Origin of the sequence: Pantoea sp. BAV 3049, from assembly GCF_009765445.1 — a bacterium.
In the GTDB taxonomy this organism is placed as follows: domain Bacteria; phylum Pseudomonadota; class Gammaproteobacteria; order Enterobacterales; family Enterobacteriaceae; genus Erwinia.
Genome location: NZ_WHOY01000031.1, coordinates 1,549,706 through 1,573,976, shown reverse-complemented (window position 1 = coordinate 1,573,976; position 24,271 = coordinate 1,549,706). Strand labels below are relative to the sequence as shown.

20 protein-coding genes are annotated in these 24,271 nt (G+C 53.6%); 16 read left to right on the top strand and 4 right to left on the bottom strand.

Annotated features, from left to right (window positions below; genetic code table 11):
- Window positions 1–21: 21 nt before the first annotated feature.
- From GSQ70_RS08035 to npr, 11 genes are all read left to right on the top strand, one after another.
- Entirely contained in the window at window positions 22–1,002 is a 981-nt protein-coding gene (locus tag GSQ70_RS08035; RefSeq protein ID WP_158782065.1) for a calcium/sodium antiporter, read from the top strand.
- 14 nt (window positions 1,003–1,016) lie between these two features.
- A complete protein-coding gene (gene kdsD, locus GSQ70_RS08030; protein ID WP_158782064.1) occupies window positions 1,017–2,003 on the top strand; it encodes an arabinose-5-phosphate isomerase KdsD in 987 nt (328 codons plus the stop codon).
- Between the two features lie 15 nt (window positions 2,004–2,018).
- Window positions 2,019–2,585 (top strand): 3-deoxy-manno-octulosonate-8-phosphatase KdsC, encoded by a 567-nt coding sequence (kdsC, locus tag GSQ70_RS08025; protein WP_158782063.1) that lies wholly within the window; start codon window positions 2,019–2,021, stop codon window positions 2,583–2,585.
- Window positions 2,582–3,157 (top strand): LPS export ABC transporter periplasmic protein LptC, encoded by a 576-nt coding sequence (lptC, locus tag GSQ70_RS08020; RefSeq protein ID WP_158782062.1) that lies wholly within the window; start codon window positions 2,582–2,584, stop codon window positions 3,155–3,157. Before kdsC ends, lptC begins: the two co-directional genes overlap by 4 nt.
- Window positions 3,129–3,677: a lipopolysaccharide ABC transporter substrate-binding protein LptA gene (lptA, locus tag GSQ70_RS08015; RefSeq protein ID WP_158782061.1), complete on the top strand. Its 549-nt coding sequence runs from the start codon at window positions 3,129–3,131 to the stop codon at window positions 3,675–3,677. Before lptC ends, lptA begins: the two co-directional genes overlap by 29 nt.
- Window positions 3,678–3,683: 6 nt before the next feature.
- Window positions 3,684–4,409, top strand: coding sequence for an LPS export ABC transporter ATP-binding protein (gene lptB / locus GSQ70_RS08010; protein ID WP_158782060.1), 726 nt, complete (start codon window positions 3,684–3,686; stop codon window positions 4,407–4,409).
- Window positions 4,410–4,457: 48 nt separating this feature from the next.
- Window positions 4,458–5,891, top strand: coding sequence for an RNA polymerase factor sigma-54 (gene rpoN, locus GSQ70_RS08005; protein ID WP_158782059.1), 1,434 nt, complete (start codon window positions 4,458–4,460; stop codon window positions 5,889–5,891).
- Between the two features lie 22 nt (window positions 5,892–5,913).
- Window positions 5,914–6,201, top strand: coding sequence for a ribosome hibernation promoting factor (gene hpf, locus GSQ70_RS08000; protein ID WP_158782058.1), 288 nt, complete (start codon window positions 5,914–5,916; stop codon window positions 6,199–6,201).
- A 206-nt stretch (window positions 6,202–6,407) separates the two neighbouring features.
- Window positions 6,408–6,902 carry a PTS IIA-like nitrogen regulatory protein PtsN gene (gene ptsN / locus GSQ70_RS07995; RefSeq protein WP_199257237.1) on the top strand — a complete coding sequence of 165 codons (495 nt, stop codon included), beginning with the start codon at window positions 6,408–6,410 and terminating at the stop codon, window positions 6,900–6,902.
- A 3-nt stretch (window positions 6,903–6,905) separates the two neighbouring features.
- Complete coding sequence (rapZ, locus tag GSQ70_RS07990; RefSeq protein WP_158782056.1) at window positions 6,906–7,760, top strand: RNase adapter RapZ; 855 nt, start codon at window positions 6,906–6,908, stop codon at window positions 7,758–7,760.
- Window positions 7,757–8,029 (top strand): PTS phosphocarrier protein NPr, encoded by a 273-nt coding sequence (gene npr, locus GSQ70_RS07985; RefSeq protein ID WP_158782055.1) that lies wholly within the window; start codon window positions 7,757–7,759, stop codon window positions 8,027–8,029. Before rapZ ends, npr begins: the two co-directional genes overlap by 4 nt.
- 49 nt (window positions 8,030–8,078) lie before the next feature.
- On the opposite strand, the gene mtgA is transcribed toward npr, so the two are convergent.
- Window positions 8,079–8,798, bottom strand: coding sequence for a monofunctional biosynthetic peptidoglycan transglycosylase (gene mtgA / locus GSQ70_RS07980; RefSeq protein WP_158782054.1), 720 nt, complete (start codon window positions 8,796–8,798; stop codon window positions 8,079–8,081).
- 875 nt (window positions 8,799–9,673) lie between these two features.
- The gene (gene arcB, locus GSQ70_RS07975; RefSeq protein WP_158782053.1) at window positions 9,674–12,010 is read right to left on the bottom strand and encodes an aerobic respiration two-component sensor histidine kinase ArcB; all 2,337 of its coding nucleotides are present in this window, start codon (window positions 12,008–12,010) and stop codon (window positions 9,674–9,676) included.
- A gap of 1,103 nt (window positions 12,011–13,113) precedes the next feature.
- Between arcB and gltB the strand changes: the two genes are divergently transcribed.
- Window positions 13,114–17,571 carry a glutamate synthase large subunit gene (gltB, locus tag GSQ70_RS07970; protein WP_158782052.1) on the top strand — a complete coding sequence of 1,486 codons (4,458 nt, stop codon included), beginning with the start codon at window positions 13,114–13,116 and terminating at the stop codon, window positions 17,569–17,571.
- 9 nt (window positions 17,572–17,580) lie between these two features.
- Window positions 17,581–18,999, top strand: a complete 1,419-nt coding sequence (locus GSQ70_RS07965) for a glutamate synthase small subunit (protein ID WP_158782051.1) — start codon at window positions 17,581–17,583, stop codon at window positions 18,997–18,999.
- Window positions 19,000–19,046: 47 nt separating this feature from the next.
- On the opposite strand, the gene norR is transcribed toward GSQ70_RS07965, so the two are convergent.
- Window positions 19,047–20,567 carry a nitric oxide reductase transcriptional regulator NorR gene (gene norR / locus GSQ70_RS07960; RefSeq protein WP_158782050.1) on the bottom strand — a complete coding sequence of 507 codons (1,521 nt, stop codon included), beginning with the start codon at window positions 20,565–20,567 and terminating at the stop codon, window positions 19,047–19,049.
- A 161-nt stretch (window positions 20,568–20,728) separates the two neighbouring features.
- Between norR and norV the strand changes: the two genes are divergently transcribed.
- From norV to tehB, 3 genes are read left to right on the top strand one after another with little or no spacing between them, the layout of a single operon-like run.
- Window positions 20,729–22,195 carry an anaerobic nitric oxide reductase flavorubredoxin gene (norV, locus tag GSQ70_RS07955; protein WP_158782049.1) on the top strand — a complete coding sequence of 489 codons (1,467 nt, stop codon included), beginning with the start codon at window positions 20,729–20,731 and terminating at the stop codon, window positions 22,193–22,195.
- Window positions 22,196–22,198: 3 nt separating this feature from the next.
- Window positions 22,199–23,332 (top strand): NADH:flavorubredoxin reductase NorW, encoded by a 1,134-nt coding sequence (gene norW / locus GSQ70_RS07950; protein ID WP_158782048.1) that lies wholly within the window; start codon window positions 22,199–22,201, stop codon window positions 23,330–23,332.
- A 14-nt stretch (window positions 23,333–23,346) separates the two neighbouring features.
- Window positions 23,347–23,937, top strand: coding sequence for a tellurite resistance methyltransferase TehB (tehB, locus tag GSQ70_RS07945; RefSeq protein WP_158782047.1), 591 nt, complete (start codon window positions 23,347–23,349; stop codon window positions 23,935–23,937).
- On the opposite strand, the gene GSQ70_RS07940 is transcribed toward tehB, so the two are convergent.
- Window positions 23,911–24,168 (bottom strand): acyltransferase, encoded by a 258-nt coding sequence (locus GSQ70_RS07940; protein WP_304623053.1) that lies wholly within the window; start codon window positions 24,166–24,168, stop codon window positions 23,911–23,913. The two genes, tehB and GSQ70_RS07940, sit on opposite strands and share 27 nt — an antisense overlap.
- Between the last annotated feature and the right edge of the window lie 103 nt (window positions 24,169–24,271).

Genomic DNA, 24,271 nt, shown 5'->3' with positions numbered 1-24,271 from the left:
TACCCGATCAAAGGACATTTCATGCTCGTAGCTATAGCACTATTGATTATCGGTTTGGTCCTGCTGGTATATGGTGCAGATCGTCTGGTTTTCAGCGCAGCCATTCTCAGCCGCGCGATGGGAGTTCCCCCGCTGATCATTGGTATGACGGTTGTGGGTATAGGCACCTCGCTCCCGGAACTGATTGTCTCTTTCTCGGCAGCCACCCACGGCCAGATGGATATCGCCGTCGGTACTGCGCTGGGGTCGAATATCACCAATATCCTGTTAATCCTTGGTGGCGCAGCTCTGCTTCATCCCCTTACCGTTCATTCGAATTTAATCCGCCGCGAACTTCCTCTGATGTTACTGGTCACTCTCTTGTGCGGCGTGATGCTGTTTGATAATACTCTCAGCCGCGGCGACGGGCTGGCGCTGATCGCCATTGCGGCGGCTTATCTGCTGTTTATCACAAAAATCGCCCGTAAGGCGGAACGCGATAACAACGATTCTCTGACCCGCGAACAGCTGGCTGAGCTGCCACGGGACGATGCGGGCAACACCGTGGCATTTTTATGGCTGGCCGTTGCGCTGATTATTCTGCCGATGTCGACCCGGATGGTGATCGACAATGCCACGGTAATTGCGGACTTCTTTGGCATCAGCGAACTGGTTATCGGCCTGACAATTATCTCGGTGGGCACCAGCCTGCCTGAACTGGCCACGGTGATTGCCGGAGCGCTAAAAGGTGAAGATGATATCGCCGTCGGCAATCTGATTGGATCTAACATCTACAATATTGCCATCGTACTTGGCGTTCCGGCGCTAATCCACCCTGGCAGTGTTGATATGCACGCCTTCGCCCGTGACTACTGGGTCATGCTGGGCGTCAGCGCGCTGTTTACGCTTATCTGCCTGCAGCGCAGTCGTTGTATCGGACGAGTGGCGGGCACCCTGCTGCTGTGCGGCTTTGTAGCCTGGGTTGCGGTGCTGTACTGGCTGCCCTCGGCCACCCTCTGGTAAAAGGATTGGAAATTATGGCACCTCGTACCCCCGAACCCGGCTTCGATTTTCAGCAGGCGGGAAAAGATGTTCTGGCTATTGAACGTCAGGGCCTCGAGCAGCTCGACCAGTATATTAACGACGACTTTACCGAGGCCTGTAAGCGCATTTACAGCTGCATGGGTAAAGTGGTGGTGATGGGCATGGGCAAGTCGGGCCACATTGGCAAAAAAATGGCAGCGACCTTTGCCAGCACCGGTACCCCGGCATTTTTTGTTCACCCGGCAGAAGCCAGCCACGGTGACCTGGGTATGGTCGGCGCGGGGGATATCGTGATAGCTATCTCCAACTCCGGCGAATCTTCCGAGATTCTGGCACTGATCCCGGTGCTGAAACGCCTGCATGTTTCGCTGATTTGCATGACCAGTCGCCCGGAGAGCGCAATGGGTCGTGCTGCCGATATCCATCTGTGTGTTAAAGTACCGCAGGAAGCCTGCCCGCTGGGCCTGGCGCCGACCTCCAGCACCACCGCCACGCTGGTGATGGGCGATGCACTGGCAGTGGCCCTGCTGAAAGCCCGTGGATTCACCGCTGAAGACTTTGCCCTGTCCCATCCGGGCGGCGCACTGGGTCGTAAGCTGCTGCTGACCGTCAATGATATTATGCACAGCGGAGATGAAATTCCTCACGTCAGCCGTGATGCTTCACTGCGTGATGCTCTGCTGGAAATCACCCGTAAAAATATGGGTATGACGGTTATCTGCAACGATTTGATGAAAATTGAAGGTATCTTCACCGATGGTGACCTGCGTCGGGTCTTCGATATGGGAATTGATATTCAGCACGCCAGCATCGCCAGCGTGATGACCTCTGGCGGGATTCGGGTGCGTCCCAATACCTTAGCGGTGGATGCTCTGAATCTGATGCAGAGCAGGAATATTACTGCCGTAATGGTAGCCGACGGCGATCTGCTGCTGGGCGTGGTCCACATGCACGACATGCTGCGTGCCGGTGTGGTTTAACAAGGGATAAGATGAATGAGCACAGCCGCAAGCATGATTGAAACTTGTTATGGCAAGGTTAGCCAGGATGTTATGACGCGCGCGCGCCAGATAAAGCTACTGATTTGCGATGTTGACGGCGTGATGTCCGATGGCGTGATTTATCAGGGGAATAATGGTGAAGAGCTCAAGGCCTTTAACGTCCGTGATGGCTATGGGATACGCTGCCTGCTGACCTCAGACATGGAAGTCGCTATTATCACCGGCCGCAAAGCAAAGCTGCTGGAGGACCGCTGCGCAACGCTGGGCATTACACATCTTTACCAGGGCCAGTCTGATAAGATTTTGGCCTTCCGCGAACTTCTGGATAAACTGTCGCTTCAGCCGGACCAGGTCGCTTATATTGGCGATGATCTGATCGACTGGCCGGTCATGGCAGAGGTTGGACTGAGCGTCACCGTGGCGGACGCCCATCCGGTGCTGATCCCTCGCGCTGACTATGTAACCCGGATTGCAGGCGGCCGCGGAGCGGTACGCGAAATTTGCGACCTGATTTTGATCGCACAGGATAAGTTTGATGAGGCCAAAGGGCAGTCTGTATGAGTAAAACAAGGCGTTGGATTACGCTGTTGCTGGCCCTGGTCGCCATTGTTCTTATCGGCTGGAACCTGGCCGGCAATGACGACAATAGCACCCCGGCGGCAGGAAACGCTCAGGAACCTACCTACACCAGCCAGTCTTCCAATACGGTGGTGTATAACCCGCAGGGTGCCCTGAGCTACAAACTCGTTTCCGATAAGGTGACCTATTTTTCCGCCGATGCGGTGAGCTGGTTCGATAACCCGATCATGACCACCTACGATGAGAATAAAATTCCCACCTGGTCGGTGCGGGCGGACAAAGCTAAGCTGACGAACGATCGCATGCTGTACCTGTACGGCCATGTGGAGGTCAACAGCCTGACGCAGGATGCTCAACTTCAAAGAATTAAAACCGATAACGCCGTAGTAAACCTCGTCACACAGGATGTCACTTCAGACGACCAGGTGACACTTTATGGCAGTAGCTTTAACTCTACCGGCATGAAGATGCGTGGGAATTTACGGAAGAAAACTGCCGAGTTGATTGAAAAGGTCAAAACCTCCTATGAAATTCAAAATGCGAAACAACCTTAAGTTTCTGACGCTCGGCCTGCTGCTGGCTGCCAGCCTGCCAGCCTTCGCCCTGACGGGCGATTCGGACAAACCGGTCAACGTGGACTCTGAAAATCAGGCTCTGGATATGCAGGGTAACGTGGCGACCTTCACTGGCAACGTCATCGTCACTCAGGGTTCGATCAAAATCACCGCCGATAAAGTGGTGGTAACCCGCCCAGGCGGCGACAGTAATAAAACAATTGTTGATGCTTACGGCAACCCTGCCACATTCTACCAGATGCAGGACAACGGTAAGCCGGTGAAAGGCCATGCTCTTAAGATGCACTATGAGCTGGCGAAAGATTTTGTTGAGCTGACTGGCAATGCCTATCTTGAGCAGCTGGACAGCAACGTGAAGGGCGACCGCATCACCTATCTGGTGAAAGAGCAGAAAATGCAGGCCTATGGCAATACCGGCAAGCGAGTCACCACCGTACTGGTTCCTTCGCAGCTGCAGGACAAAGGCACCCAGTCAACCGGACAGAATAAGAGTAAATAATCAGTTATGGCGACTTTAATTGCAGAAAACCTGGCGAAGGCCTATAAGGGCCGCCGCGTAGTCGAAGATGTCAGCCTGCAGGTGAAATCCGGCGAAATTGTTGGCCTGCTGGGCCCTAACGGGGCGGGTAAAACCACCACCTTCTACATGGTCGTGGGCATAGTGCCTCGTGATGCAGGCCGCATCATCATTGATGATGAGGACATCAGTATTCTGCCACTGCATGCCCGCGCCCGCCGGGGTATTGGCTATCTGCCGCAGGAAGCCTCTATTTTTCGTCGCCTGAGCGTTTACGATAACCTGATGGCCGTTCTGCAGATCCGTGACGATCTGACCACGGAACAGCGTGAGGATCGCGCTAACGAGCTGATGAATGAGTTCCACATCGAACACCTGCGCAACAGCATGGGTCAGGCGCTATCGGGCGGTGAACGTCGCCGCGTGGAGATCGCCCGTGCACTGGCAGCCAATCCGAAATTTATCCTGCTGGATGAACCGTTTGCCGGTGTTGATCCGATTTCCGTTATCGATATCAAAAAGATTATTGAACACCTGCGCGACAGCGGGCTGGGCGTATTGATCACCGACCACAACGTGCGTGAAACGCTGGCGGTTTGTGAGCGGGCTTACATTGTCAGCCAGGGGCATCTGATTGCTCACGGTTCGCCGGAGCAAATCCTGGAAGATGAACAAGTTAAGCGAGTCTACTTGGGCGAAGAGTTCAGACTCTGATAAGGTGTTCAAACCAGGTAAGATTTTTGAGGAATTTGTATCCTGAATATGAAGCAAGGTTTGCAACTCAGGCTTAGCCAACAGCTTGCCATGACGCCACAATTGCAACAGGCCATTCGTCTGCTGCAACTCTCTACGCTTGAACTACAGCAGGAAATTCAGCTGGCGCTGGAAAGCAACCCGTTGCTTGAACAAACCGATATTCATGAGGAAGTGGACTCGCGGGAGTATCAGGAAAAAGAAGCGCTTGATACCCGTGAGGCGTTAGAACAAAAGGATATGCCGGAAGAGCTGCCGCTGGATGCAACCTGGGATGAGATCTACACCGCAGGAACTCCGTCAGGAACCGGTACCGATTATCACGATGACGAACTTCCCGTTTATCAGGGAGAAACCACCCAGACGCTGCAGGATTATCTGATGTGGCAGGTCGAACTGACGCCGTTTACCGACACTGACCGCGCCATTGCCACCTCCATTGTTGATGCCGTGGATGAGACCGGCTATCTGACCGTGTCACTGGATGAGATTCTGGAGAGCATCGGTAACGATGAGCTGTCGCTGGATGAAATAGAAGCTGTATTGAAGCGCGTACAGCGTTTTGATCCGGTCGGCGTTTGCGCCCGCGACCTGCGGGACTGCCTGCTGGTACAGCTTTCTCAATTCGCGCCGGAACTGCCCTTCCTCAAAGAGGCTCGCCTGATTGTCAGCGAGCATCTGGATTTGCTGGCCAACCACGATTTCCGCAGCTTAATGCGTGTAACCCGTCTGAAAGAGGACGTGCTGAAAAACGCTATGCAGCTGATCCAGTCACTGGATCCCCGTCCGGGGCAGTCGATCAACACCACTGAACCTGAGTATGTTATTCCTGACGTGCTGGTGCGCAAGATCGGTCCACGCTGGACGGTCGATCTTAACGCCGACAGTGTTCCCCGGCTGAAGATTAACCAGCACTACGCTTCGCTGGGGGGCTCCACCCGCAATGACAGCGATAACCAGTTTATCCGCAGCAACCTGCAGGAAGCGAAATGGCTGATTAAAAGCCTGGAAAGCCGCAACGATACACTGCTGAAGGTGACACGCTGCATCGTCGATCAGCAGCAGGCGTTCTTTGAGCAGGGAGAAGAGTTTATGCGACCAATGGTGCTGGCAGACATTGCCACCGCCGTGGATATGCATGAGTCAACGATCTCCCGCGTCACCACGCAAAAATACCTGCACAGCCCGCGCGGCATTTTTGAATTGAAGTATTTTTTCTCCAGCCACGTCAATACCGAAGGCGGCGGCGAAGCTTCCTCCACGGCCATCCGTGCACTGGTGAAAAAATTAATCTCGGCGGAGAATCCCGCCAAACCTCTTAGTGACAGCAAGCTGACCACTTTGCTCTCCGATCAGGGGATCATGGTGGCACGCCGCACCGTCGCAAAGTACCGAGAGTCTTTATCCATCCCGCCCTCAAACCAGCGCAAACAGCTGGTCTGAACGAACAGATAAGGAAGACCGTATGCAACTCAATATTACTGGGCTAAACGTAGAGATCACTGAGCCATTACGTGAATTTGTCACGGCTAAGTTCGCCAAACTGGAGCAATATTTTGACCGGATTAATCAGGTTTATATTGTTCTCAAGGTTGAAAAAGTCACTCAGGTTGCCGACGCAACCCTGCATGTGAACGGCGGTGAGTTGCATGCCACCTCGGAAGAGAAAGATATGTACGCGGCGATTGACGGCCTGATAGACAAGCTGACACGCCAACTTAATAAACATAAAGACAAGCTGAAGCAGCACTAAATTTCACCCAGGCATTGATTATTTTTGCGTCACCCTCATGTGAGATTGAAGGTGACGTAAGAGGTTCCGGCTCGTACTCTGTTACTGGGGTACGGGCCGTTAATCAATAAGGCATGTGCAACCGACCGACAGCTGACCGGGTTGAACCGGAACCACAGAAGTCAGCCATCTTACCAGGCGGAAGTGAACACGTAAGTGAAACTATGATGAACAATGACTTAACACTGGAACTGAGCTCGGTATTGAGTGTGTCCTGCACCCGCAGCGGCGTACATTGCCAGAGTAAAAAGCGGGCGCTGGAAATTATTAGCGAGTTGGCAGCCAAACAGCTGAACCTCCCGCACCAGACTATCTTCGAAGCGATCCTGACCCGCGAGCGGATGGGCAGTACCGGTATCGGCAACGGTATCGCCATCCCCCACGGTAAGCTGGTTGAAGATACGCTGCGCGCGGTGGGCGTTTTTATCCGCCTCGACCAGCCCATCGCCTTCGATGCCATTGATAATCAGCCGGTGGACCTGCTGTTTGCTTTGCTGGTCCCCGCCGACCAGTGCAAGACGCATCTGCATACCCTGTCACTGGTAGCAAAACGCCTTGCTGATAAAACCGTCTGCCGTCGGCTGCGGGCTGCACAAAGCGATGAAGAGCTGTTTGAAATCATGGCGGAAAGCCCGACAGAGCAGGAAAAATCAGGAGATTAAGTCATGGTGCTGATGATCGTCAGCGGTCGTTCCGGTTCTGGTAAGTCCGTGGCATTACGGGCGCTTGAAGATATGGGCTTTTACTGCGTGGATAACCTTCCCGTGGTGCTGCTGCCCGAACTGGCAAATTCCCTGTCCGACCGCAATATGTCTGCAGCGGTCAGTATTGACGTCAGGAATATGCCGGAATCGCCGGAAGTGTTCGAAAAAGCCCTGACCAGCCTGCCCGACAGTTTTTCTCCGCAGCTGCTGTTCCTGGATGCCGATCGCAATACGTTGATCCGCCGCTACAGCGACACCCGTCGTCTGCACCCTCTTTCAAGTAAAAATCTGTCGCTGGAAAGCGCCATTGACGAAGAAAATGACCTGCTGGAGCCTCTGCGCTCCAGGGCCGATCTGATTGTTGATACTTCCGAGATGTCCGTCCACGAGCTGGCTGAAATGCTGCGCACGCGCCTGTTAGGCAAGCGTGAACGTGAGCTGACTATGGTCTTTGAGTCCTTCGGCTTCAAGCACGGTATTCCCATCGATGCAGACTATGTATTCGACGTTCGTTTTCTGCCGAACCCACACTGGGACCCGAAGCTGCGCCCGATGACCGGTCTTGATCGGCCAGTCGCGGCCTTCCTCGACCGTCATACCGAAGTACACAATTTTATCTATCAGACCCGCAGCTACCTCGAATTGTGGCTGCCAATGCTGGAAACCAATAACCGCAGCTATCTCACCGTCGCCATAGGCTGTACCGGTGGTAAGCATCGCTCTGTTTATATCGCCGAACAGCTGGCCGAGTATTTTCGTTCGCGCGGTAAAAACGTTCAGTCCCGCCATCGTACGCTGGAAAAACGCAAATCATGACAGTCAGGCAAACCGTTGAGATTAAAAATAAGCTGGGAATGCATGCCCGCCCGGCAATGAAGCTTTTTGAACTGGTGCAGAGCTTTGATGCGGAAGTGCTGTTACGCAATGAAAGCGGTACCGAGGCGGAGGCCAGCAGCGTGATCGCTCTGCTGATGCTCGACTCAGCCAAGGGCGGCCACATTGAAATTGAAGCTACCGGGCCGGAAGAAGAAAAAGCCTTAACGGCGGTTATTGAGCTGTTTAACGCCGGCTTTGATGAAGACTAATAAAATTAAGGCCAGAAGCCCTGCTGAACTCTTCTGGCCTGCCATCCCGTTATTGCAGCTTATATTCCCTCAGAAATCCCTCGCCGCCAAGCTGACGCATTTGCCTTAAGATCCACTGCTGTCGCTGGCGAATATAACCAGAAGGTGCATCAGCCCTGAAGCGGATTGGGTTAGGCAACACGGCTGCCAGTAGCGCAGCTTCAGACATGGTCAGACGGCTGGCTGACTTGTGAAAATAGCGTTGGGAAGCCTCTTCCACTCCAAACACTCCCTCACCAAATTCTGCCACATTCAGGTAGACCGTCAGGATCCGGCGCTTGGTCCACACCGTTTCAATCCCCACAGTCAGACCCGCCTCAAGCCCTTTACGTATCCAGCTGCGGCCATCCCATAAGAACATGTTTTTGGCGGTCTGCTGTGACAATGTCGAGGCACCTCGCATTTTACCACCATCGTTATCCAGCACAGACTGGATGGCCTGAACGTCAAATCCCCAATGGGTTGGGAACTTTTGATCTTCTGAAGCCATTACCGCAAGAGGCATCCAGGGAGCAATATCGTCCATCCCCACCCAATCCGAATGGGCCACGTAGCTGAAATCGCCGCTAAACCAGGCCCCCAGCTGGCGCTCGACCATCACCGCCGAAAAAGGGACCGGCAAAAAGGAAAAAAGCAGAATTCCTGCCACCCAGAGTCCCAGAACGCTGAATATGGCCCTTAACAACCACTGTCTAATCCCCACCAAACCTGTTCTCTTGCGCTTACTCATACAATTATATCCATAACAATCTTTATCAATTCCTGACCAGAACTCGCCTTAGCCTCTCTGCTACCTGCTGTCGGGAGGTGACAAATCCGGCGTTGAAAATCGGCCTCTGGCTGTCAGCCTGCCGGGAAGTAATATAAATGCCTCAACAGCTTCAACCACTTCCGCGGATCCGGAATCGGTTCCATCCAGTAAACAAACCTGCACATCATGCAGAAATCCGCATTTTAATGATGGTGGATGTTAAAAACAAATGATTCAAATTTCTTATAAATCACGCGGGGTAGCATTTGAAAAATTAATCTTATGCCCCCTTTAAGGTGGCGTTCAAACAGCATACAGGCTTTTCAAAGCTATTACAGATACCAGGTATACACAGAAAGGAATTGCTATCTAAAGCGCTATATCCATTCCCGAAACTTTGCATGTGGCGCTTCCTGAGCCTGGCCACAAACGGTCTGAGGACAGAGACCGCAATCTCATAAAAAGGACATGTTTTACAGCCAGTTAAATATCGCCCTTCCCTTAGGAAATTTCTTTAGCAGCTCCGCTAGCGTTCAATGGAACCGGTTACCCGGCAACGTCAATCTGGGGTTATGAAAAATTGTCACAATAGTCTATTTTTTGAGCAAAACTGCGGATAAATTCATTCCGCACTTGACTGTGTCACCAAATTAATGTTTTCTGTGTGGAAACGCTGCTCCACATCACACATTTTAATGAATCTGGTAACATGTGATGTAAGATTTGCTAAGGTAGTTCCTGAGCGTTTAACCAATACCGCGCCTGTGCTTTTAAACTCTTCTTCTCAGAATAGCGCAGGTTACACTTTTCCCTGGTGTTGGCGCAGTATTCGCGCACCCCGGCTTCGGTCGGGGTCATTTTTTTCCAGCATCAGAAACCCATTCCCGTAACACTTCCACGTCATGACGCCAGTCCTGCTTCAGTTCGTCGATCCACTCCTGAACGTTGTCCCACCATGCCGGTAATTCTGGGCTTTGGATTTGCTTCGCCAGCTGCTGCAGGTGCACCAGTCCAACCGATCCGGCCGCGCCTTTAATCTTGTGGCCTTCTTCAGCAATGCCCTTCTGGTCACGCGCCATCATGTTAGAATCGAGCACTTCAAGGTAGCCGGGCATCATTTGCTCAAACATCTCCAGACTCTGATGTATCAGCTGCGGGCCAACCAGTTCGATATACTGCTCCAGCATAGTGACATCCAGTAATCCCAGTTTCTTCTCGTCCACTCTGCTCTCCTCAGGTTTGTCTTCACGCTGCTGATAATCCCAGTACTTTTTGATGGTCGCCGTCAGCGCCGGTACTGCCAGCGGCTTGCTCAGCACGTCGTCCATCCCTGCATCCAGATACTCTTTTTTGTCCTTCAATACATTAGCCGTCAGTGCTACCAGCGGCGGAAGCTGCCGCCCCATGTAACGCTGATGAATGCCACGAGCTACATCCAGCCCGGTCATATCCGGCAGTTGAATATCCAACAGCACAAGGTCGAATTCGTCCGGATCGAACATGGCCAGCGCCTCCTCACCGGTCATCGCCACTTCCACACTGTTACCCAGCTTCTCCAGCACCGAGCGGGCCACCACCACATTCAGCTCGATATCTTCCACCAGCAGCACGTGCAGCGCCGGTAAAGGCATATCATCAGCCGGTTGTTCATCTTCGTTCTGCTCAGCAATGCGTGGTGCATTGACGGTTAGTGTAAAGCAGGAGCCTGTGCCGGGAGCACTACGCACCGAGATGTCACCGCCCATGCCCTGCGCCAGCCGACGTGAAACTGCCAGCCCGATGCCCGTCCCCGTAGCTGGCCTACCGCCGTGCTGATCTTTCACCTGGTAATACATGGCGAAGATCTTGTCCTGCTCATCCTGAGGAATGCCCATGCCAGAATCTTCCACCTCAAAGCGCAGGCAATCTTCACCCTGATAGCTGACGCGGACCACAATGCTGCCCTGCTGAGTGAACTTCACCGCGTTGCCGATCAGGTTCCACAGAATTTGTCGCAGGCGCGTGCCATCGGTAATGATTTTGTGGGGCAGAGGCAGCTCGGGTTCCAGCACAAACTTCAGCCCTTTAGGCTGAGCCAGTAATCCGGAGAGGTTTTCCAGATCCGCCAGGAAGCCAGTGAAGTCCACAGGCTGGTTATCAAGTTGCACCTTCCGCCGCTCAATTTTGTCCATTTCAATCACGTCATTGAAAATGTTGCCCAGCGTGATAGCGGAAACGTGGATGGTTTTGAGATATTTCAGTTGCTCAGCATTAAGGTCGGTATCCAGCAAAATACGGCTGAGGCCGACAATGCCGTTAAGCGGCGTACGAAGCTCGTGGCTGATCGTAGAGATAAAAGTGGTCTTCTCCCTGCTGGCATTCTCCAGAGCGTCCTGGTAGCGCTTACGTTCCGTTATATCGCGTCCGAACCCCATCAGCCCGCTACGTTTTCCCACGCGGTCGTAATAAGGCACCTTTCGGATCTCAAAACAGGCTTTTCGCCCGTCGGGATATTGCAGCCACTGCTCATAGGTCAGGGAGACGTTATGACGGAACACTTTCTCATCTGTTTCAAGCACTTTCGTTGCGGCATCATCATCATAAACATCGCGCGGTGTCAGGCCGATCAGCTGCTTCTCACTTTTTCCGGTAAGCAACTCCATGGCGCGATTACAGCCGGAGAACTGCTGATCGATATTGCGGTAGAACACAAGGTCAGGTGAGGCATCCAGGAAAGAGCGCAGAAAAGAGGATTGTTGCTCAAGTTCGATCTGTGCCTGTTCACGTCTGGTCATCTCTTCCGTCAGCTTATCCAGCACCTGCAGGCGGGCCTTCTCGGCTTTGATACGGTCAGCGATTTCCTGATTAAGCTGGGTGATGTTTTCCTTCATCTGCTGGTTCAGCTCCAGGTCGCGATGGCGCATCTCTTCCAGCTTGTCCACCAGCCGCGAGAGGCGCTGACGTGACTCTTCCAGCTGTTCCACCACCACCGAGAGGAAATAGACCGCCCAGGGGGTGATTAACAGGCCGAAAAACACCGAGCGAACCATATCAATGCTTTCCACATGTCCCCGGAGCACCATGGTCACGGCCATCTGCACAATCATGGCCAGCACCACCAGCGCGGAGGCCAGCAACAGGGAAAAACGCACCAGACCCAATTTCACCATCAGGTCGACGTAATACTGGGCTAACAGACGAATTTGTTTCATAAAAGATTCCTTCCAGACCAATATCTCAATCATACCGTAAAAGCTCAAAAGACCCACGCAGACGGAACAGAGTTTGCCCTGCACTGGAACAGTGCATGTTCGGTGAGCAATGACTGATTAAGCACTTCGGCAGGTGACGGCTCGCAAAGTTTAGAGAGAACAACTGGCGGAATAACAAACAAACGGTAACTGGCACAATTCACTTAATTCGCCACGCTTAAAAGCTGTTTTAGCAGGTGATCGCTGCCGGGATTTTCAACAGTATATTAAAAGCCCTGCCAATATTGTTAAGAGTGTTGAAGCTGCATGCCGCCTCGTCTGGCCGGAAAGTCAGCCCGCGCTGACCGCAAAAAACAGAAATGAGCTCTTTTCATTACACTGGCCCGCAAAAGATAAGCAGTTGACTATTTTTGTTAATTGCATAATCTGTAGTTCCCTCTTGTGGAAAGGGCACCTCTGTTGCCTCATGCTTTTCATAGCGATGACCGTCCCGGTCCGTACTCTCCCCTGTTAATGCAACGAATAATCATTCACATTAAGTGAAAATTTAATCATATCCGTGACGATTAATTTTACTAATGATGTCGCCCTGTTTAATTCAAATAAGCGACAACCCTAAAAACAGTGCGTTTATGCGGTTAACATAACTTTGCCAGCATATCCTGCTACCAATAACCCCAGCACCAGCATGGTGCAGAGATTTGCTGCCTGCACTACAGTGAGACAGCTCACACTTCAGCGGGGGATTGCAGGGAAACGAACAACATAAAAAACCCAAACAAATTCATATAAATCAAATAAATAACTCATATAAAGGACATAGAAGCCTCAGTAAGAACGCTATTTGACCTGAGTACGCTTTCCCGATAAGTTGGAAATCCGCTGGAAGCTTTCTGGACGGGTGTTCCACCCGTCATATTTATGCAGTTATTGAGATTCCCTCTGTAGCAAGTCCTCAACGCTTGTGACACCGATGCTAACGGCCAGACTAGAGGGGCGACATAATAGGTGAGCATTAAGCTCAAAACCTGTCGCCATGCCCTTTCTACGTCTGCCCTTCGTCGGCGCAGGGAATCTCTCAGAGCCTGGGGAGGTTCACTGATATGTTGTACGATAAATCCCTTGAAAAGGATAACTGTGGTTTCGGCCTGATCGCCCACATAGAAGGCGAACCTAGCCATAAGGTGGTGCGTACGGCTATTCACGCACTGGCCCGAATGCAACACCGTGGCGCGATCCTTGCTGACGGCAAGACCGGCGACGGCTGTGGCCTTTTATTACAAAAACCCGATCGTTTCTTCCGTGTAGTGGCTCAGGAGCGCGGCTGGCGCCTGGCCAAAAACTACGCGGTAGGCATGCTGTTCCTTAACCAGGATGACGAGCTGGCTCGCGAGAGCCGCCGCATTGTGGAAGAAGAAGTGCTGCGCGAAACCTTGTCTGTGGTGGGCTGGCGCGAAGTGCCAATCAACCAGGACGTACTTGGTGAAATCGCCCTCTCTTCCATGCCGCGCATTGAACAGCTGTTTATCAATGCACCGGCTGGCTGGCGTCCACGTGATATGGAGCGTCGCCTGTATATGGCGCGCCGCCGTATCGAAAAGCGCATCGAAGACAAAGAATTCTACGTGTGCAGCTTCTCCAACCAGGTCAACATCTATAAAGGTCTGTGTATGCCGGCGGATCTGCCGCGCTTCTACCTGGATCTGGCCGACCTGCGTCTGGAATCTGCCATCTGCCTGTTCCACCAGCGCTTCTCCACCAATACCGTACCACGCTGGCCGCTGGCTCAGCCTTTCCGCTACATGGCACACAACGGTGAAATCAACACCATCGCCGGTAACCGCCAGTGGGCCAAAGCCCGCGCCTATAAATTCCGCACCCCGCTGATCCCCGATCTGCAGGATGCTGCGCCGTTCGTTAACGAAACCGGTTCTGACTCCAGCTCAATGGATAACATGCTGGAGCTGTTCCTCAGCGGCGGTATGGATCTGATTCGTGCCATGCGCCTGCTGGTACCACCAGCCTGGCAGAACAACCCGGATATGGATCCGGAGCTGCGCGACTTCTTCGACTTTAACTCCATGCATATGGAGCCGTGGGACGGCCCGGCAGGCATCGTGATGTCTGATGGTCGCTATGCAGCCTGTAACCTCGACCGTAACGGCCTGCGTCCGGCTCGCTACGTCATCACGAAAGACAAGTTGATCACCTGTGCTTCTGAAGTAGGCATCTGGGACTATCAGCCGGATGAAGTGGTGGAAAAAGGCCGCGTCGGACCTGGCGAACTGATGGTGATAGATACCCGCGCGGGTCGCATCCTGCACTCTGCGGAGACCGATAACGATCTGAAAAGCCGCCACCCTTATAAAGAGTGGATGGAGAAAAACGTTCGCCGTCTGGTGCCGTTCGAAAATTTGCCTGACGATCAGGTGGGCAGCCGTGAAATGGACGACGACCTCCTGGCAAGCTTCCAGAAGCAGTTCGGCTACAGCAGCGAAGAACTTGACTCAATCATCCGCGTGCTGGGTGAGAACGGTCAGGAAGCCGTTGGCTCCATGGGCGATGATACGCCATTCGCCGTGCTTTCCAGCCGTCCGCGCGTGATTTATGACTATTTCCGCCAACAGTTCGCTCAGGTGACTAATCCACCGATCGATCCGCTGCGTGAAGCGCATGTGATGTCACTGGCAACCAGCATCGGTCGTGAAATGAACGTGTTTTGTGAGGCTGAAGGTCAGGCTCACCGTCTGAGCTTCAAATCGCCAATCCTGCTTTATTCAGACTTTAAACAGCTGACTACTCAGGAAGAAGAGTTCTACCGTGCAGATACGTTGGACTGTACGTTCGATCCGGCTGAAGCTTCGCTGAAAGAGACTATTCTCACACTGTGCGATAAAGCGGAAGAACTGGTGAAAGGCGGAACCGTTCTGCTGGTGCTGTCTGACCGTGCAATCAGCCCGACACGCCTGCCTGTGCCGGTGCCGATGATGGTCGGTGCCATCCAGACTCGCCTGGTGGATAAAAGCCTTCGCTGCGATGCTAACATCATTGTTGAAACCGCCAGCGCGCGCGACCCACACCACTTCGCCGTGCTGCTGGGCTTCGGTGCAACCGCGATTTATCCATACCTCGCCTACGAATCACTGGCGAAGATGGCCGACAGCGGCGTGATCGAAAAAGATTACCGCAGCCTGATGCTGAACTACCGTAACGGCATCAACAAAGGCCTGTACAAAATTATGTCGAAGATGGGGATCTCCACCATCGCGTCATACCGTTGTTCAAAACTCTTCGAAGCCGTTGGCCTGCACAGCGACGTCTCAGATCTCTGTTTCCAGGGTGTGGTCAGCCGCATCGGCGGTGCCACTTATACTGACTTCCAGCAGGATCTGGTGAACCTGGCCAAGCGTGCCTGGCTGCAGCGTAAACCGCTGGAGCAGGGCGGCCTGCTGAAATACGTTCACGGTGGCGAATATCACGCCTATAACCCGGACGTGGTCGGTACGCTTCAGAAAGCAGTACAAAGCGGCGAGTACACTGATTATCAGCACTATGCGAAGCTGGTTAACGAGCGCCCGGTCGCAGCACTGCGCGATCTGCTGGCGGTAACGCCATCCGGCAACGCCATCAGCATCGACGATGTGGAACCGGCGACCGAGCTGTACAAGCGTTTCGATACTGCGGCGATGTCTATCGGCGCGCTCAGCCCGGAAGCCCATGAGTCACTGGCTGAAGCGATGAACGGCCTTGGCGGCTTCTCCAACTCCGGCGAAGGCGGTGAAGATCCGGCGCGTTACGGCACCAAAAAAGTGTCCCGTATCAAGCAGGTTGCTTCTGGCCGCTTCGGTGTGACACCTGCCTATCTGGTTAACGCTGACGTTATTCAGATTAAAGTTGCCCAGGGCGCCAAGCCGGGTGAAGGTGGTCAGTTGCCAGGTGACAAAGTTACCCCATACATTGCCAAGCTGCGTTACTCAGTACCTGGCGTGACGTTGATTTCACCTCCGCCGCACCACGATATCTACTCTATCGAGGATCTGGCGCAGCTGATTTTCGACCTGAAGCAGGTCAACCCGAAAGCGATGATTTCGGTGAAGCTGGTTTCCGAACCAGGTGTAGGGACTATCGCCACCGGCGTGGCAAAAGCCTATGCGGACCTGATCACTATCGCCGGTTACGACGGCGGTACCGGTGCCAGCCCGCTGAGCTCCGTAAAATATGCGGGCTGCCCGTGGGAGTTAGGCCTGGTGGAAACACAGCAGGCGCTGGTTGCCAACGGACTGCGCCACAAAATCCGCCTGCAGGTGGATGGTGGCCTGAAAACCGGGCGTGACATTATTAAAGCCGCCATCCTGGGTGCCGAAAGCTTTGGCTTTGGGACCGGTCCGATGGTGGCCCTGGGCTGTAAATACCTGCGTATTTGCCATCTGAACAACTGCGCGACCGGTGTTGCAACTCAGGACGAGAAGCTGCGTAAGAACCACTACCATGGTTTACCGTACCGCGTAACGAACTACTTTGAGTTCATTGCCCGTGAAACGCGCGAGATCATGGCCGAGCTGGGCGTAAAGCGCCTGGTGGACCTGATTGGTCGTACCGATCTGCTGACCGAGCTGGAAGGCTTCACCGCCAAACAGCAGAGTCTGGATCTCTCTGCCCTGCTGAAAACGGCTCAGCCAATGGCAGGTAAGGCCGTGCACTGCACCGAGAGCAACCCGCCATTTGATAAGGGCGTGCTGAACAAGGCGCTGCACGATCAGGCGATGCCATTTGTGGAAGCGAAGCAGAGCAAAACGTTCTACTTTGATATCCGCAACACCGACCGCTCCGTGGGTGCCACGCTGTCAGGTGCAATTGCGCTGGTGCACGGCGATCAGGGTCTGGCTTCCGATCCAATCAAGGCCCACTTCAGCGGCACCGCAGGCCAGAGCTTCGGCGTATGGAACGCAGGTGGCGTTGAGCTGACGCTGACCGGCGATGCTAACGACTATGTGGGCAAGGGAATGGCAGGCGGTATGCTGGCGGTACGTCCACCGGTTGGTTCTGCATTCCGCAGCCATGAAGCCACGATTATCGGTAATACCTGTCTGTACGGTGCCACCGGCGGCAAGCTGTTTGCAGCAGGTCGTGCTGGTGAACGTTTCGCGGTGCGTAACTCCGGTGCCATCACCGTGGTGGAAGGCATTGGCGACAACGGCTGTGAATATATGACTGGTGGCATTGTCTGCGTACTGGGCCGTACCGGCGTGAACTTCGGTGCAGGGATGACCGGTGGTTTCGCTTACGTTCTGGATGAAGACGGTGAATTCCGTAAGCGTGTGAACCCGGAGCTGGTTGAAGTGCTGAGCGTTGACAACCTGGCCATCCACGAAGAGCATCTGCGTGGCCTGATCACCGAGCACGTTCATCACACCGGTTCCTCACGTGGTGAAGAAATCCTGGCGAACTGGCCAGCCTGGTCGTCTAAATTCTCGCTGGTTAAACCAAAGTCCAGTGATGTGAAGGCATTGTTGGGTCACCGTAGTCGTTCCGCAGCGGAGCTGCGGGTGCAGGCGCAGTAAGAGGTCACGATGAGTCAAAACGTTTATCAATTTATCGACTTGCAGCGCGTCGATCCGCCGAAGAAGCCGCTCAAAATCCGCAAAATTGAATTTGTGGAGATTTACGAGCCCTTCTCTGAAAGTCAGGCGCAGGCGCAGGCCGATCGCTGTCTGTCGTGCGGGAACCCGTATTGCGAGTGGAAGTGCCCGGTACACAACTACATTCCTGACTGGCTGAAGCTGGCGAATGAAGGCCGGATCATCGAGGCCGCCGAGCTGTCACACCAGACCAACAGTCTGCCGGAAGTCTGCGGGCGCGTTTGCCCGCAGGATCGCCTGTGTGAAGGTTCCTGCACGCTGAACGATGAGTTCGGTGCGGTGACCATCGGTAATATCGAGCGCTATATCAATGACAAAGCGCTGGAGATGGGCTGGAAACCAAACCTGGACGGCGTGAAGCCAACCGGCAAGCGCGTGGCAATTATCGGTGCCGGTCCGGCTGGCCTGGCCTGTGCCGATGTGCTGACCCGCAATGGCGTGAAAGCGGTAGTTTATGACCGTCACCCTGAAATCGGTGGCCTGCTGACCTTTGGTATTCCGGCCTTTAAGCTGGAAAAAGATGTGATGACCAAACGCCGTGAGATTTTCTCCGGCATGGGTATCGAGTTCAAACTGAATACCGAAGTAGGCCGCGACGTACAGATGAGCGACCTGCTGGCAGATTTTGACGCCGTGTTCCTCGGCGTCGGGACCTATCAGTCGATGAAAGGCGGACTGGAAAATGAGGATGCAGAAGGCGTTTATGATGCTCTGCCTTTCCTGATTGCCAACACCAAACACACCATGGGCTTCTCCCACACGGAAGACGAGCCTTACGTCTCGATGAATGCTAAACGAGTGGTGGTTCTGGGTGGCGGTGATACGGCGATGGACTGTCTCCGCACTTCAATTCGTCAGGGCGCAACGCACGTGACCTGTGCCTATCGTCGTGACGAAGAGAACATGCCAGGCTCACGCCGCGAAGTTAAAAACGCGCGTGAAGAAGGTGTGGAATTCCAGTTCAATGTGCAGCCGCTGGGCATTGAAATAAACGGCAACGGTCGCGTCTCTGGCGTGAAAATGGCCCGGACCGAAATGGGTCAGCCTGATGCCCACGGCCGCCGCCGCGCTGAAATCGTGGCTGGCTCAGAGCACGTGGTGCCTGCCGATGCGGTGGTGATGGCGTTTGGTTTCCGTCCGCACCAGATGTCCTGGCTGGAGCAACACAGCGTCGAGCTGGACTCTCAGGGCCGGATCATCGCCCCTGAAGGCAGTGAAAATGCCTTCCAGACCAGCAACCCGAAAATCTTCGCCGGTGGCGATGCGGTTCGCGGTTCCGACCTGGTGGTCACCGCCATCGCCGAAGGCCGTAAAGCGGCTGAAGGCATCATGGACTGGCTGGAAGTGTAATCTGCCTGGCCAAAAAAACCCGCCATCTGGCGGGTTTTTTTATATCGCTATTTCAGCCCCAGCCTTGCCGCCAGCCGGTGCAAATTGCCTGCATCCACCTCCAGCTTTCTGGCACACGCTGCCCAGTTTCCCTCACAGGCCTTCAAAGCCCGGGCAATGAGCTGGCGCTGAAATTCATCTGTGGATTCCCGCAGGCCATGTTCAGTCATCAGTGGGGCCTCTGATATATCCTGCGTAACATGATTTTCAGGGGCAGGCGAGAAATGGGATGGCATCAGGATCACCTCGCCACTGGCCGCTTCTGCCTGAGCGATAATGCTGGCGCGGTAAATGCTGTGCTCAAGTTCACGGATATTGCCCGACCAGGGCAGAGAAGTAAGCAGCGTTCGGGCCGCCGCACTGAGGGCCAGATGCTGCAGCCCGAATTTTCTGCGGCACTTTTCACAGAAATAACCGGCCAGTAAGACAATATCTTCGCCTCTTTCCCGCAGTGCCGGGACATGCAGCGGAAAGACGCTCAGCCGATGATAGAGATCGGCACGAAAACGCCCTTCCGCCACTGCCTGGCGCAGTGCCTGATTGGTGGCAGCAAGAATACGGACATCGACCTTTAACAAACGATCTTCCCCTACGCGCTGGAGATCGCCGTACTGTAAAACCCGTAAAAGTTTAGCCTGCAAAGAGAGCGGCAACTCACCGATCTCATCCAGGAACAGTGTCCCCCGGTCGGCCATCTCAAATTTCCCTGTGCGATCGTGTACGGCACCGGTGAAAGCCCCTTTAACGTGCCCAAAAAGTTCACTCTCTGCTACGGTTTCCGGCAGCGCAGCACAGTTAAGGTAAATCAACGGGTTGCCACTTCGTGCAGATTGGCGGTGTAGAGCCTGAGCCACCAGCTCTTTACCCACTCCTGTTTCACCAGTGATCAGGACGCTGAGATCGGTGGAAGCCACAATCCCGATCTCTTTTTTTAATTGCAGTAACTGTGCTGAATTTCCGATCATCTCATCTTCAGCAGCATCCATTGCTTCGAGCGGAATAAGTGAAAAGGTTTCCACTCCTGGTTTTTCCAGCTGCTCCATCAGCAAAGCATTGTTCAGCGCCCCTGACACCAGCGTACCCACCACCCACAGCTCTTCATCGCTGTAAGCGTCAAATTGCGCTGCATCCATCCCATCCAGGGTCAGCGCGCCAATCAGGGTCTGCCCCAAAAACAGAGGCAGCCCCACGCAAGCGTGAACATGGAGTGCCGGTTGCTCGGGGATCAGCCCATCGTAAGGATCGGGCAGGTCGCTGTCAGCGGGAAAGCGAACCACGTTTCCTGCACGGGCAATAGCCTCCAGCCGCGGGTGCGAATCCAGCTTAAAACGCCGCCCAATGACATCCGGTGCCAGACCTGCTGTGGCAAGAGGCCGGAACTGATGAGCTTCATAGCGTAAGAGTGCCGTTGCATCACAGTTCAGCAGCGAATGGAGGCTGTTAATAATGCGCTGAAACCGATCCGGCCTTGAAAGGCTGTCCTGAATGTCTACCGCGATGGCCGCAAGGCTGTTAACGGAAAGCGTCATGGTGTCATATTCACATTGTCATTGTTAAAAAGACAATAAACAGACACTGTCACAATGACAAGATAAAAAATAAATGCATTATTAATCAAGTAATTAAAAAGTGGCGCAGCTCATGCAATAGTGCATTCCAAACAATCTGATAATTGCATGAGGTTTTCAAAATGAGTATCCCTGTTAAAAGCAATATTACCTGGGTCGGACAACGTGACTGGGAGGTCCGGGATTTTCACGGCACAGAATATAAAACGCTGAAAGGGACCAGCTTTAACAGCTATCTGATTCAGGAGGAGAAAACGGTACTAATCGATACGGTCGATCATAAATTCAGCCGCAGCTTTGTTGCCAATCTTGCGCAGGAGGTCGATCTCAACAGGATCGATTACATCGTCATCAATCACGCGGAGGAAGATCATGCAGGTGCACTGACCGAGCTGATGGCTCTGATCCCGGGCACACCAATTTACTGCACGGAAAATGCGATCGATTCGATCAACGGACATCATCACCATCCTGAATGGCATTTTAACATCGTCAAAACTGGCGATGCGCTGGATATTGGCAACGGCAAGAAGATGATCTTCGTGGAAACGCCGATGCTGCACTGGCCGGACAGTATGATGACCTACCTGACGGAGGAGGCCGTTCTGTTCAGCAACGATGCTTTTGGTCAGCACTATTGCGATGAACATCTGTTTAACGATGAAGTTGACCAGAACGAACTGTTTGAACAGTGCCAGCGCTATTACGCCAACATCCTGACTCCCTTCAGCAGACTGGTGACGCCAAAGATCAATGAGATCCTGGGTTTCAATCTCCCGGTCAGCATGATTGCAACGTCGCACGGCGTCGTCTGGCGTGATAATCCTACCCAAATCGTTCACCGCTATCTGCAATGGGCAGACGACTATCAGGAAGATCGTATCACTCTGCTGTACGACACCATGTCAAATAACACCCGGATGATGGCCGATGCTATCGCTCAGGGTATTAACGATGTCGATCCCCGCGTGGCCGTGAAAATTTATAATGTCGCCCGCCATGACAAGAACGAAATCCTGACTCAGATCTTCCGTTCTAAGGGCATTCTGGTGGGATCATCCACCATGAATAATGTCATGATGCCAAAAATCGCCGGCATGCTTGAAGAGATGGCCGGACTGCGTTTTCGTAACAAGAAAGCGTCCGCCTTTGGCAGCTACGGCTGGACAGGCGGTGCGGTCGACCGTATCCACACGCGACTGATGGATGCCGGTTTTGAAACCGCTATCGCCCTGAAAGCCAAATGGCGGCCCGATAGCGATACGCTTGAAGAGTGCCGCAAGCACGGACGTTATCTCGCCCGTCAATGGGCACTCCCTGTGTCAGAGCAGGCTACGCCAGTCAGTGCAGGAGAAACCTTACCCGCTGTTGCTCCTCTGGCCATCAATGCGGCCCCGGAAAACAGGGCCAATCCAGCCGCGGCAGGTCAGTGCATGCAATGTTCGGTTTGTCAGTGGATTTACGATCCTGCGCTGGGCGAACCGATGCAGACTGTGGCGCCCGGAACAACCTGGCAGGACGTTCCGGAAGATTTCCTCTGTCCGGAGTGCGGGCTGGGTAAATCCGTTTTCGATCCTTATGAGGCCTGAGCTATGTCGGACGATATCATTATTATTGGCTCCGGCTTTGCGGCCCGACAGCTGGTGAAAAACCTTCGCCAGCGAAACAGCGAACAGTCCATAAAACTGATCGCGGCGGACAGTTGTGATGAATATAACAAGCCGGAATTGAGCCACGTTTTCACCCGACAGCAAGGAGCGGAAGATCTCACTCGTCAGTCCGCGCAGGACTTTGCAATTCAGTATTCAGTTCAGTTACACAGCCATACGCACGTCACACAGCTAAACCCAGGGGACAGGCTAATCACCACTACCGCAGGCCAGTTTACCTACGGCAAACTGGTACTCGCTCTGGGAGCTGAAGCGGCACGGCCCCCGGTCGAAGGGGGGCATTTGATGACCACCCTCAACAGCCAGCAGGAGTACCGGCTGGCCCAGCATGATTTACAGCTGTCCCGGCATATACTGCTGCTTGGAGGGGGGCTGATCGGCTGTGAACTGGCAATGGATCTGGCCAGAGCCGGTAAAAAAGTCACGCTTGTTGACCGTTCAGGTCATCTGCTCTCTTCCCTGATGCCGGCGGAAATCAGCCTGCGCCTGCAGCATTGCCTGGCGGCAGCAGGGGTGGAGTTCTGTTTTAACCGTGAACTCCTCTCCTTGTCAGAAGCGGGTGCCCGGATTGAAGCAAGGCTCAGTGATGACCGCCTTCTGACCTGCGATGCCGTGATTTGCGCAGTTGGTCTGAAGCCCAACACCGCACTGGCAGAAGCCGCCGGACTGGCGACCAGACGCGGCATTCAGGTTGATAGCTGCCATACCACCTCCGACCCGTTTATTTTTGCTTTGGGCGACTGCGCGGAGAGGGGGGGAAAGCTCCTGCCGTTCCTGCAACCAATCCAGCTGGCGGCCATGGCACTGGCTAAAACGCTGACCGGCGAACGCACTCCAGTGAGCCAACCGCCGATGCTGGTAAAGATAAAAACGCCAGACTGCCCTTACCAGCTGGCCGGAGATAGTGCCAGCGAGGAGCTGGAGTGGAAAATGGAGCTCGGCCGTGAAGGCATTATTGCCAGAGGTTTCAGCAGAGAAGGTCATCTTAACGCCTTTGTGGTCAGCGAAAATCAGATTTCGCAGAGCTTCCCGTTGCTGAAACAATTAAACAATTGAATTCCGGAGGATTTATGCAGGAAGACTACTACAGTAAAAAATACCTACTCACGCGGCCTCATTCCGAGGTGATTGCTGCAGCTCAACGGATACCACCAGGACGTGCGCTCGATTTAGGGTGCGGCAACGGACGCAATAGTCTGTACCTCCAGCAAAAAGGGTTTGAAGTGGAGGGGTGGGATAAGAGCGTTGCAAGCCTGCAACATCTGCAAAGTATTATGGCAGCAGAGAAACTGAGTGGGATAACCCTGACACAATGCGATCTGGAACAGGTCACGCTCGATAAGCGCTACGACTTCATTTTTTCCACCGTAGTGCTGATGTTTCTGCAGCCGGAGGCCGTTTCTTCTCTTATTCGGGAGATGCAGAATGCCACTCAGCCCGGAGGCTTTAACCTGATTGTCGCTGCGATGGATACAGCAGATTATCCCTGCAGCATGCCGTTTCCATTCACCTTTTCCGCAGGTGAACTGGCAAACGATTACCAGGGCTGGGAGATCGTGAAATACAATGAAAATCCTGGTGCGCTGCACAAAGTTGATCAACAGGGCGAAAGGATAAAAATGCGTTTTGCCACCCTATTGGCAAAAAAAAGCGCGGCTTAATTTCCTGAGATAAACGGCTCCCGGTACTCGGTACTCACCAGGAGCGTTTTCAATATGACTGCTCAATCTCAATGATTTCACTACTTTCGCCGGATTCCCCAGTGCCAGCGCATAATCAGGTACGCTTTCATTCACGATGCTGCCTGCACCGACTACCGCATGCTTGCCTATCGTCACCCCTTTCAGGAGCACCGCTCCCATACCGATCCATGCGTGCTCTTTGATATGCACTGGTGCGGAAGTAATTCGTGAAGCCTCAGCCCGGCCTCCTCATCCCCGCCCAGCAAAAAACAGTACTTCGCCACAGAAGAGTCATAACTGAAATAGCCTGAAC